The organism is Spirochaetota bacterium (assembly GCA_038043445.1).
GTDB lineage: Bacteria > Spirochaetota > Brachyspiria > Brachyspirales > JACRPF01 > JBBTBY01.
Genome location: JBBTBY010000125.1, coordinates 13,661 through 25,867 on the forward strand (window position 1 = coordinate 13,661; position 12,207 = coordinate 25,867).

Annotated in this window: 9 protein-coding genes; 5 read left to right on the forward strand and 4 right to left on the reverse strand. The window is 56.6% G+C overall.

The genetic code is table 11. The features are described from left to right. Positions 1–279: 279 nt before the first annotated feature. The 4 genes from AABZ39_16800 (at position 280) to AABZ39_16815 (ending at position 5,654) form a co-directional block, all read left to right on the forward strand. Positions 280–1,575 (forward strand): helix-turn-helix domain-containing protein, encoded by a 1,296-nt coding sequence (locus AABZ39_16800; protein MEK6796439.1) that lies wholly within the window; start codon positions 280–282, stop codon positions 1,573–1,575. A 164-nt stretch (positions 1,576–1,739) separates the two neighbouring features. After that, the gene (locus AABZ39_16805; protein MEK6796440.1) at positions 1,740–4,085 is read left to right on the forward strand and encodes a hypothetical protein; all 2,346 of its coding nucleotides are present in this window, start codon (positions 1,740–1,742) and stop codon (positions 4,083–4,085) included. Positions 4,086–4,176: 91 nt separating this feature from the next. Next, positions 4,177–4,950, forward strand: a complete 774-nt coding sequence (locus tag AABZ39_16810; GenBank protein MEK6796441.1) for an alpha/beta hydrolase family protein — start codon at positions 4,177–4,179, stop codon at positions 4,948–4,950. Beyond that, positions 4,932–5,654: a hypothetical protein gene (locus AABZ39_16815; protein MEK6796442.1), complete on the forward strand. Its 723-nt coding sequence runs from the start codon at positions 4,932–4,934 to the stop codon at positions 5,652–5,654. Before AABZ39_16810 ends, AABZ39_16815 begins: the two co-directional genes overlap by 19 nt. Positions 5,655–5,669: 15 nt before the next feature. Here the strand turns inward: AABZ39_16815 and AABZ39_16820 are convergent, their stop codons facing one another. The 4 genes from AABZ39_16820 to AABZ39_16835 form a co-directional block, all read right to left on the reverse strand. Continuing rightward, positions 5,670–7,934 carry a family 78 glycoside hydrolase catalytic domain gene (locus tag AABZ39_16820; protein ID MEK6796443.1) on the reverse strand — a complete coding sequence of 755 codons (2,265 nt, stop codon included), beginning with the start codon at positions 7,932–7,934 and terminating at the stop codon, positions 5,670–5,672. 7 nt (positions 7,935–7,941) lie between these two features. After that, complete coding sequence (locus tag AABZ39_16825) at positions 7,942–10,227, reverse strand: glycoside hydrolase family 31 protein (GenBank protein ID MEK6796444.1); 2,286 nt, start codon at positions 10,225–10,227, stop codon at positions 7,942–7,944. Between the two features lie 68 nt (positions 10,228–10,295). Beyond that, positions 10,296–11,144 (reverse strand): hypothetical protein, encoded by an 849-nt coding sequence (locus tag AABZ39_16830; protein ID MEK6796445.1) that lies wholly within the window; start codon positions 11,142–11,144, stop codon positions 10,296–10,298. Positions 11,145–11,156: 12 nt separating this feature from the next. Beyond that, a complete protein-coding gene (locus AABZ39_16835) occupies positions 11,157–11,795 on the reverse strand; it encodes a FecR family protein (GenBank protein ID MEK6796446.1) in 639 nt (212 codons plus the stop codon). 182 nt (positions 11,796–11,977) lie between these two features. On the opposite strand from AABZ39_16835, the gene AABZ39_16840 reads away from it, so the two are divergent. Next, positions 11,978–12,207 (forward strand): hypothetical protein (locus tag AABZ39_16840; GenBank protein MEK6796447.1); only part of this gene is annotated, 230 nt, incomplete at its 3' end.

A 12,207-nucleotide genomic window follows, 5' to 3' on the forward strand; every position in this document is an offset into this window, starting at 1 on the left:
TTCAACACGAGCGCTTCGGGAATGCGAGCGCCCCCGACAGCGGGGTGTACGCAAAGGGCGATACTTTGAACATCGGCACCGTACACGGCGCCGGCAAGCATCGTCGATATACCGATGATGAAGAACAAGCGTTTCATACAGGCAGTATAATCGCTTCCCGGCAAGCGGTCAATGCGCAGGAGCGGCGCTTGATCAAGAAAACCACCCGCAAATCATGCGAATGGGGGCGAAAATAACACTATTGTTGACGATGCCGCCCACGCGGGATATACTGTCTCCGTGGCACTACAGGACAAAAGCAGTGCGCGTCGCCCGTGGCGCATCGTATTCATTCTCTGTTCACGTTCCCCGGTCACGACCGCGTATCACGTTCGCTCGACGCTTCGTTTCGTATTTGGCGCCCAGGAGATCTGCGACGCTTCGTTATGCTCGTTCGATCTCATCCCGATCACGCTTGCCGACGATGCGGCGATCCGAACAGAGCTGCAGTCGCTGAAGCGTATGCAATTCGACGGAGCTATCGTGTTCGCCGACGACGGATATCGCCGTTTTTTCCCGAATCTCGTCCGGGCGGTCGGGGACAAACCCTGCGTGCGCGTGTATCATCCTTCGTTCTTCCCCGACGGCAATACCGTGATGAACGACTACTCCTCGATAATGGCCGATATTTTCTCCCTTGTAAAAAAACGCCGGCACCCTGCGCTCGGTTTTATCGGCGTTATGCCGGGTGAGCATGTGCCGTTGTGGTTCCGGCTCTATCGCGAAGGGATGGCGCAACACGGCATGCCGATCAATCCCTCGCATATCTATGGGGTCTCCCGCGAGAACGGCGTTCCTGTCGTTCCGAAACCGTATCGAGACCTCTTCAATGAAAATTCGGCCGCACTCGATCATGATCGGGCGAAGCGTCTTTGCACGTCCTATTATCGCGAGACCGCACATGCCTTCTGCTCTTCCTATCCAATGCCGGATGCGGTCATCGTCTCAAACCCGAATCTGGCACACTTCATTTCCGCCAGCACGAAAACGCACGGCACGATCGCGCCGGAGATAATATCGATGTCTCGGTATATCTTCGAGGCGTTCCCCACGGAACACATGGCGCATGTCGCCGACGATCACGAGGAGATGGGGCAACTGGCCGCGGCTGCGCTCATCGATATACTCGCCGGGAAAAGACCTCGTACCGGACAGCGCATACTTCTGAAAGCCGGCATCATTTCGTATCGCTCCGGTGCGGACAATGGACAGAATGACCCATTCCCCTCGATGGTGCGGGAATTCGTACTGCGCCACTATCGCCTGCCGAATATCGCCGAGCGGCTCGCATCGGCGCTCGCCCTCAACCGTGATTATCTCCGGAAAAAAGTACTGCGCGTTTCGGGACTCGTGTTGAATGACATGATACATGCGGAGCGGGTGAAACACGCGAAAAATATGCTCTCGTTCACTTCGATGCCCATCATCGACATCGCCTACGCGGTCGGCTACGATAGTCTGAGAACATTCAACAGAATATTCAGGCACGTCGCAGGGGCCGCCCCGCGTGATTTTCGGGCTGAGCGGCGTATCTGAAAATGGCGCATGGCGCGATATCCGCATTTGGCTTGATTTCCCGCCATTGTCACAGTATCATTCACCGGTAGAATATATTACGCACATGCCCGGAGGCTCACATGCATGCACTACGGCTGTTGGCTATTTTTTTCGCACTCTGCAGCACTCTCACGGCCTCCGAAATGACGATCACGCAGTGGGCGGTGTGGGGTCCCGGCTGGGGAAGAGCGGGATTTTCCGCGTTAAGTCCGGGAATGGAGAAAAGGATGAATCCTCACCCCGGCGACATCGGATATTCATGGGGTATCGACCGAAGCACTTTCTATGTATGGCGGTCGATCGAATGCACGGATGGTATGATCGATCTTTATTCCGAAAAGGTGTTGCCGTTTGCGCCGGCGATCAGCAATGATGCCGGCATCAAATGGGCCGGACAGACGGCGTATGCGAATTCCTATCTATTCGCTCCGGAAGACCGGAACGTCGAACTCATCGTGGAAGCATCGCAGACGGCCGATATATTTTTCAACGGAGATGTATTCGTCTGGAAAAGGTCGCCGGTGCCGGTTATGCTCAAGACAGGCTGGAATCGTTTACTGGTAAAAACGCTCAGCCCATCGTCTATCCGCGGCGGGCTTACGCCGGTGTTCCCCAAAGACGGTCAGCCGGGAAATTGGACGCTCCGCGTGCAGATACGAAGCACTGCCCCATCCGGCCTGGAAGGGATTCTCTCATCGTCATTCGATCCGTCGCGGGGGACGAACGCATCGTTCGCACGGTATGAGACATCGATCGTCGGACAGAACAATGAGCGGCCGCTGTTCGTTCGGAATAAACCGGTTTCGCTTTCTCTGCGAATAACCGCCGCAAGCGGCATCGCTTCGAACATTGCGGTCGGCGAGGGAAAACGATTCCGCGGTACGCCGTGGGTATATTCGCAGCCACTGCACCAGCAGCAGGATATGGCTCTCGAACGGTTGCAGTCGTCGGTTGCGCGGCGCATCTTCGTTCGATTCTATGACATCGACGGGCGAATGATGTTCGATAAAAATATCGCCGTGAGCTATGAGATACGCAGCAACGCAATGGAAGCCGTCATCCCTCTTTTTTCCGGAGTGCTTCCGACGGGGCATTACGCGCTTACGACCGATTTTCTGAACGCGGACGGATCGATACAGACGCGCGGCAACGAACATGCCGTCGCGGTGGTCTGGGGGCCGGTGAACACGAACGGCGATACCGCACCGCGCGTGCTCGGCGCCGTCGGGCACTGGCTTGCGGAATATAAGCCGGTGGATAACGGGCTCGAACGCCTGTCGTGGCTTTCCACCGTGGGCGTTCTCAGGCATCTGAAAGTATCGCAGGCGTGGAAAACGTGGGGGGTGACACACGACGGCATGGGAAACGCACACGTCGGCGAAGCCCCCGCCATCGATGCGCTCATCGCCCGTGCACGTAAACTCGGTATCCGTATATCGGGCGATCTTTCCTTCGGATACATCACGAGCGACCCCAAGCGAAGCGGACAGGACATGGCGCTGACCGAGGACGATGCGGATGCCGTTCAGCGCCGCGCTACAATGGAATCGGCGGCAAAGGGTATTGTGCTTCAGCCCTACGGCGCGGCGGCGCTTCCGCCGTACGGGACGCCGGAATTCGAGAAAACGCTTTACGCATACGCACACTCGCTCGTCTCGAAATACCGCGATCGTGTGCACACATGGGGCGGAGACAACGAGATCGATCTCCATGCGGGGTCCGCGACGCCGGCGATCGCAGCGGTCTATGCTCACGCATCACGAATACTCTACCGCGCAATGAAAGACGCCGATCCGAGTGCGCAATTCATCACCGCATCGCTGGTGCGGGACACGCCTTTCATCAGCAATCTTTTTCTGTTCGGTTACGGCGCCAACGCCGATCTCATCGACGTACACGCGCATCCGTACCGGTCGCCGCTGCTCAGCGATACGCTCATCGGCAATTCACCGAAAGAGGGCCAGGGCGCGATCGTCAATTACGCGCGGGGGGCGAACGATAAACCGGTGATATACGGCGAGTTTTCATCGCCCATCTCACATTCGGTCAACGGCGCCTTCGGTCAGGCAGAGGGCGTCGTCAAGCAGATCGCATGGGCGTTGAAACAGCCGAACATCCGTGCCATGCACTATCTCGTGCCGTATTCGGGAGAGGCATGCCTGGGGTTTTGCAACATCAATAATGATCCGCTTCCCGCGAACAACGCCGTAAATGTCGTAAGCCATCTTCTCGACGGCCGGCGAGTGCTTACCGATGTACCGGGTATCGGCGAAAAAGTTCAGCAGATACGAACCGACGGGGCGGATGGGCTGAACACGATCGCGTTATGGGTGGAGGAACCGGCAATGGAAATCGTTATCCCGTGTCGATCAGAAAGCATATCGATCATCGACATGTACGGCCGGGAGACTCGTCGAGCGGCAAACGGCGGATCCGTCCGGGTATCGATTTCGAGCACGCCGTTGTTCGTTCGGGGAATTTTTCAGTAGACCGCCGGTCACCGTAAACCGAATGAATGTATCGTTGCAATTTTATCCCGCTGCGGTATCTTACTAACTATCACCGCACAAGGATACTGCCATGGCGCTCATTCATTGTGACTTTTTCTCCGAATCGCTCGGCATCTCTTCATCGATGTACGTAATACTGCCCCAGACGACGCACGGCCAGATCGGCATGAAGGGTGTGGCGAAAAAAAAGATATTCCCCGTGCTCTATCTCCTTCACGGCATGTCCGATGATCACACGATATGGCTCCGCCGCACATCGATAGAACGCTACGTCGCACCGCTCTCGCTCGCGGTGGTCATGCCCGCGGCGAATCGGAGCTTTTACGTCGATCAGAAATACGGCTATAAATACGAAACATTCATCGCCGACGAACTGCCGCGCATCGTCTCATCGTTCTTTCCCATTTCGGCGAAACGCGAGGATAAATTCATCGCCGGGCTTTCCATGGGGGGCTACGGGGCATTCCGCATCGCCATGACGTATCCGGAACGCTATGCCGCTGCCGCAAGCCTTTCCGGTGTCGTCGATCTTATCTCGTTCAAGAACCGCCCCGATCGAATGCACGACGCTGCACTTGCCTTCGGCGATATGACGGCCGACGAGGAAAAGAAGATTGATGTGTTCGCCCGTGCAAAAGCGCTCTCGCGGAGAAAATACAAGCGCATGCCGCTATTCCAGTGTTGCGGTACCGAGGACTTCCTTTATGAAGGTAATGTTAAATTCCGCGAACATGCGAAGAAGCTGAAGCTTGATCTCACGTATGAGGAAGAAACGGGTACGCATGAGTGGGGATATTGGGATAAGAAGATACAGAACGTGCTCGCGTGGCTGCCGATACAATGATGCGGCTTGCCATCATTCTCCTTTCGGCCGCTCTTTCATTCGCAGAGACCGCCGACATTGGTACGCTTTTCTTTCACGACGAATTCGAGCGCATAGAGTCGCAGGAGGAGAAGGACGAGATCGGCAACGGATGGGACTCGAACAGCAAGACACGCGCGAAGGGCAATAAGCAGGTCGACCTTCGCGACGGCGCGATGTACCTGTACATACACAAAGAGGCGAATCATGCCATTTCGGTTTCCCATACAATGGAATTCACCAATGGATCGGTCGGTATGCGCTTTCGGCTCGATCGGCCGGAAGACAGCCTCGGCCTCGATTTTGCCGATCTCTCATGTAAAGAGGTGCATGCGGGGCATCTTTTCGCGGCGTGGTTCAGCCCGAAACAGGTGTGGCTCCGCGACCTTAAGACCGGGGCGATGAATCTCAAGATGCAGGAGGCCCGTTCGAACAAGTCGCTTTCAGTCGAACAGCAGGCGGTGCTCAAGGCGTCCGAGCGGATATTCCCGCGCACGAACGAGACAGCCGTGTGGCATACGCTCCTTGTGACGGTGAACGGCGACGAGATGACCGCGTTCATTGACGATGTCCTTGTCGGCAGTATGCGTTCGCCGGGCATTGCGCATCCGACGAAGAAGATGCTTCGGCTTTCAGTGCCGAAGAACGCCGTCGCGGATGACGTAAAGTTCTGGCGCAGGGAATAACGCTCCCTATATCGGTTATCGCATCCGGCACAATGATTCTTCATGCGAATGCGCCGAACATGATATCGAACCGCCCTGATCGAATTCCACGCCTTTCCCCACGATAGAGACCGATACATCGTTCGCATCCACGGCGATGGACAGCTTTTTCTTTCGCCATTCAACGGCAAGCTGCGCCGTCGGAACGGTGACCGTCAAGAAAAAGTCCGGCATCGAGTCCGGTATATGCGGCGCGAATCCTATCGTCGTCCATCCGGGAGAGAACGGCGTAAGCCCGATGATATCCTCGATGAGCACGGGTATCGGCGCTGACGCCCAAGGATGGCAAAGGCTTGTGTTCCACTTCTGATCTTTCCCCCACGCCTCGAAACATGCCGTCGCGCCTTCGCGAAGCATATTTCCCCATGAATGTTCGTCGGTGCCGGTGAGAAGATCGTAGATGATATCGTGTGCGCTGTACCGCGAGAGTCCTTTGAGCACGAAATACGACATGTATACGCCGCAGGAGAATCGCTTTTTGCGCACGAGCGAGAGAACGTTCTCCGCAGCCTCGGCGGGGACCATGCCGATAAAAAGCGCAAGCGCGTTCGCGTGAAGCGACGCATGCACGGATGTCGTCGAATCAACGAAACATTTCATATCGGGGCGATAGAACGCATCATAGAACGCGGATGCGGTGCGAATGTCGTTCTCTTCGGGCGCAATGCCGAGTGCGTATCGTATCTCATTGAGGGATCTCTGCGCGCATACATAAAATGCGTTAAGAACGGTATGCGGGCCAGTACCGGGACCTTTCGGGTTCAGATCGAAATCATACCCGTCGCGAAGGTTCTCCGGCCAGTCGACGAGATTCCACTTATCGGCAACATTTTCCAGAAGTCCGTCCTCGCGCTCATAGCGTGCGAAATATCCGATAGCCTCCGCCGCTTTCGGATACATCGCTTCGAGAAAACCACGGTCGCCGGTGTGACGATAATACGTGTGAAGCTGCAGCGGCCACTGGAGCGAATAATCGGCTATCTCCTGCATGAACGACCCCGGCGCGACAGCCATAAGCCCGGGGCATATCCGCATCGAATCCGCAAAGTCGAGCATCGCTTTCTTATAGAGCCGTCCATCGCCGCCGGTGAGATAGAGATGCGAATGTGCTGTCACCGTAAGATCGCCGAGATACTGCCCTTTCTCGCGGCTCGGGCAATCAAGATAGAGCTCCTGCGCACCCATACGCACGCCATTCTTGCAGATGGCGAAAACGCCGTTAAGGGCATCGTCGTCCGAGGTGAATGTAGAAGTCTCTTCGTCGCACGGGTAATGACGCACGTTCGCGGAAAAGTTCTCCATCCGAACGTTGTTCGACGCTATCACTTCGACGTAGCGGAACGCCTTGTAATCGTAATAGGCAAGACGGTCGGGCGCACGCCCCGAAAGTGTCCATGTCTCCTGATACGTGCAATTGCAGCGCATGGCGAAACGCACGCTTCCGTCCGCATTGAGCTCCTCGCCGTGACGTATCTCGATAATATCCCCCGCTGAACCGTATGCATCGAACGTGAACTGTCCGGTGACCTCTTTGCCGAGATCGATGATGAAATGACCCGGGGAAACTTCCTTCACCGATGCGGGCTTTACGTTGTATTCGGAAAGCACGGGCGTTTCCTGCATCACAAGCACATGATCGTCATCGGCATGGGGAGATGCGGAAAGCCAGTTGCCGTCATCAAAGTCGAGCGATGTCCATCCCGCAGGGAACAGCCGCTCGTCGATGTTCTCAAGATACTGCGTCTCATAGCCGACCGTCGTTCCCGTACTGTGGAGCGGGACAAGATATTTCCACGACGCATCGGTGCCGAGAATACAACGGCCGTCATTGAACACCTCGGCGATAAGCCCCTGGCGATAGTCGCCGCTCTGCCAGACACGGTTTATCGCACCCTGATAGTAGACATCGACGGCGATGATATTCGCCCCGGGCTTCAGCGCGCCGGAAAGATCGATGCGATTGCAGCGATAATTGAAATGATATGCGGGCGACGGCCCCTGCGCGATATACGTGCCGTTCACATACAGCTTGTAATGATCGTCCGCCGTGATGTCGATGTACGGTGAAGCGGCCGCATCCAGTGTGAATATGCGCCGCACGAACATGCGGCGGTTCTTGAGGTCGCTACGATGCTCGGGCATCGAATGCACCGTACGCTGTTTATGGAACACATCGATGGTGTCTGTTCCGTTGAACGCGATGTCACGTATCCAGCGCGCCGTCCAGTGCTTGTCGTTCATGCCGTGCTCAGAATTCATATCGCGCGGAAACCTTCACCGGAAGCGGTTTCCCGGCCAGCATGATACGCCCCGGGCGCAGCGTCATTTTTTTCTTGCCGTTGACGGCGAGCGCTCGTGCCGTGCCGTGAACGACGAAGGTTATCCCGACGGGGAGCGATGCCCCGCTCTTTTCGATGCGTATCGCAAGCGTCGTTCCTGCGCGTTTCGCCTCAATATCGACATGTGTTTCGCCCCCGCGGCGGTATGCGAAGGTCTCGCCGTCGTCTATCGTGTAACGCACCGACGCTTTCTTTTCCGTACGGAGGAATATATGCGCCTCAACGTTCGCCAGATCGTTCCTGTTCGTCGTACGCTCGCCTTCCTGCATCATGACAATGGAGCCGTCCGCGGCAAAGAGCGGTGTCGCGTCGAGCTTTGAGATATATGCGCGCCGTTTCCCGCCGGCTATCCAGAGCCCGGTCGAAAGATCGTACCACATGCTGTCGGGAAATGTGATATCGCGCTTTTCTGCGCCTTCCGCGACGACAGGCGCATGCATGAGCGAAGGCCCGGCCATGAATTGATCGTCGATATGCGAGAGCGAATTCCCCGCCGTGTCGGCGAATTCGTACATGAGCGCTCGGAGCATCGGGCGTCCGCTCTCTTCCTGCTCGATGAAAAGATTATAAAGATACGGGAGCATCTTGTAGCGAAGACGGATGAATTTCGCTATCACGGCGGCGGACACCTTCGGGAAACACCAGGGCTCCTGATGCGGCGCGTCGATTATCGCGTGATTGCGGAAGAACGGAAAAAGGAAACCCGCTTTGTACCATTTGCGTGCGAGCTCATCGGTGGGCGTTCCTCCGAAGCCGGGCACGTCGGGGCCGTTGAACGGTATTCCCGAGAGCGAGAGATTAAGCGTAACCTCTATCGATTTTTTCAGGTGATGGAAATTGCTGTAATTATCGCCCGTCCATATGGCGGAAAATCGGCTCGTGCTGATGAAACCGCTCCGCGAGATGAGGAACGGGCGCACGCCGGGGTTCGCTTTGAGAAAACCGTCGCGCGTAGCCATCGCCATGCCGAGCGCATATTGATTGTGATAGCTTTCATGCGGGAGTGTTCCGCCGTCAAAGCGCATGTCGGAAAGTTCGCTTCTCCCCGTCGATGGATCGTTCATATCTATCCATGCGCCGTGTATGCCGCTTTCGGCGAACGCCTTCACCCGTCGCGCCCACCAGTCACGCGATGCCGGGAGCGAAAAATCCGGGAATACGGTCGCGCCGGGCCAGACGAAACCGACGTATGGTTCACCCTCGGCCGTTTTGCAGAATACATCATGCTTCATGCCGTCATCGTACACGGCGTATCCCGCCTCGCGCTTCACACCGGGGTCGATGATGGGAACGACATGGCCGCCCGCCTCGGTAAGCTCATCGATCTGCCGTTTCGGCTCGGAGAAATGATCCTTGTTGAACGTGAACACGCGGTAGCCGTCCATATAATCGATATCGAGCCAGAGACCGTCATTGGGGATGTTCTCTTTCTGAAAGCGCGCGCGAATGCCCGCAAGGTCCTTATGCGAGCGATACCCCCACTTGCACTGCTGATGACCGAGCGCCCAGAGCGGCGGCCGCGGCGTTACGCCGATGAGGCGCTGGAGTGTGGTCGTAACATCGTCGAGCGACGGCCCGGGGATGATATAGATATCCGGCATGCCGTCGGACGCGCCGATGACGATACCGCTTTTCTCACCGTCGGGAAGCCAATCGAGCTTGGCATTGAGCGTCATGAACACGGAATAGGGATCGTTGATGAGCATACCCGCATACGTATTGCCGCGTTTGATAAGGAGATACGGCACCGATACATACATCGGATCGGTGACGCCGTTCCTGTACTGCTCGGGCGTGAAATCGCCCCAGACATCGGTATTCCAGAATTTGGTGAAGCTTCCGGTCTTTTCAAAGCCATTGTTCTTTTCGCCCTGCCCGTAAAAAAGCATGTCGCTTTCGTATATGAATGACATCATCCATGCCGCGCCGGATACGCCGAACGGGGCACGCGCATCGCTCTCTATGAATTTTTTTCCGTTCAGCGTGAGTGACAGACTGTTCCCCGTGAGTGTACAGCTCGCCTTTGTCTCGCGGTCCAATTCCTCCGGAGAAAGCACGGCCTGGCTGTGGTTTGCCGTCCAGCGGGGGGATGACGCCGTGAGGCGATACACGCCACCGCGGAGCTCAACGAGCGATAATGCGGTATCGGCGGCTGCCTTGAAATTCTGGGGTGCATGATATTTGTGAAAGTACATGGGGTTCTCCGGTAGCTTCATCATACCATTATTTGTCTGCCATGTACAGACGAACGGCATCCGCGGGATCAGGGTTCGAGCGAGAAAATCACGGTCAGACCGATACTGACCGCGCGATGATACACCTCGTAGGTGCTGCCCGGCGATGCCCGCGTGTATTCGAGCGATGTTGCCCATGTCTTATTGATGAAAGCGACGGTCGGTCCGAACGCGATATGCTCCGTCGCATGCCAGAGCATGCCGAGGTAGATGTACCATGCGTAGAACGGCTTCGGATCGAAATTGAGCGGGATATATCCGTCGAACTGCAGCGTCAGATCGATGAACGGCGAACCCTCGCGCAGTATGAACCACGATACGCCGGGTCTGACACGAAGCACCGAAAGCGTGAACCAGCGCTGATACCATGAATAGCTGTCATAGTAGAACGTATGCTGATACTGCGCCTTAAGCTCGAACCGCCACGAGCCGGGAATAAAATCAAGCGGGAGTCTGAACGTAATGTCGCCGATAAGGACGTGCTCCGGACGTGATGCGGTGTCCTGCCAGTACCATTCGAGCGTGGACGGCCATATCCAGTCGTTATTATGCGTCGCGCCGAACTGAAGACGATAGAACGCGCCGAGCGTGAGCCAGTCGATAACGCGCAGATACGAACCCGCGGTCAGTTCGCGGTATCGGAACGACAGTCCCCCGTTGATGCTCTCAATTCGCCCTTTCGCCTCGGCCATGACATCGAGCTCACCGAACGAGACGAACAGCCTCGTTATGCCTTCGAATTCCGCCGCGGGTCCCGTGGACAGCGGCGCAACATGCGACGCGGATGCGGAAAATGACGCAGCGAACACGAACGCTGCCGCGAATGCGATGATACGCGGGCGATAGCTCGCCCCGGACGATACGGTGAAAGCATGCATAGCGCACCCCCGTCAGTCGTAGTTCTTCCGCTGCATATCATACGCGGACTTGATCGCCCCCTTCTCCCGCACATCGCCTTTTTCGGCATCCATGTTCCAATTGAGCTTTTTCGTCCAGCCGTAGGGCTTCGGCGCGGTGATATCCGTACCGCCGAGGATGAATACCCCTTCACCCTGCTTTACGGTCTGTTCCCTCTTTGCAGCGGACGACGCGACGTGAACTGCACCCTCGTTGACGCAGAGCCAGAGGTCCTTTTCCCGTCCGAAACCAAAGAAGAATTCGGTGCCGCGTACGGCCGCCACCACGTTCGGCGTTGTTATCTCGAACGCCGCGCCGCCGGAAAGTTTCGCTACCTTCGCGAATACGCTCCCGGCAAGGAGCGCTATGCGCCGCTCGTTCCTGATCGCAGAAAGCGTGACGGCTGAATTTTCCGTAAGTTTCAGCCGCGAGCCGCCGGAAAATTCAATGACCATCGTCGACGCGAGCGTACGCACCGTGTCGCCTTCGGAAAGCGGCGCGTTGACAGATGACCGCTCGGTCCTTCCCCCGGCCCGCTCGATGGCACCGTAAGCGCTTTGATAATTGATGACCGCCGTTTCCGCCGCCGAGAGCGATACGGTCAACAGCAGAGTGAGTATCATATATCTCATACCATCCTCCACGAACCTGATCATCGGGTATTTCGAGGTGCGCTTAGAACATAACAATCTGCCGGCGGACGGCAAGCGCACATCGTGTACGAGCTGAACGATCACCTATGCTTGACGGTACGACCATGTGCGGTATACTGCATTCAGCACCGATCGACATCGGACCGAGGTGGACAATGAGGATGAGTCATCATGTTCCAATAAAGCTTCTGTGCGCCTTTGCGGTCATCGCCGTCGTGTCTCTTTTCGGCGCTGCCGCGGATGAGCTCTATCAGAAGATACTCGCGACTTCCGGCTTACACGAAAAGGAAGCGCTCGGGAGGCGGCTCGGCGAGATGAACACGCCCGATGCCCGAACCGCGCTGCTTACGCTCATGAACGAATCAAGCTACTGGAACCGCCTTGCCGCGGT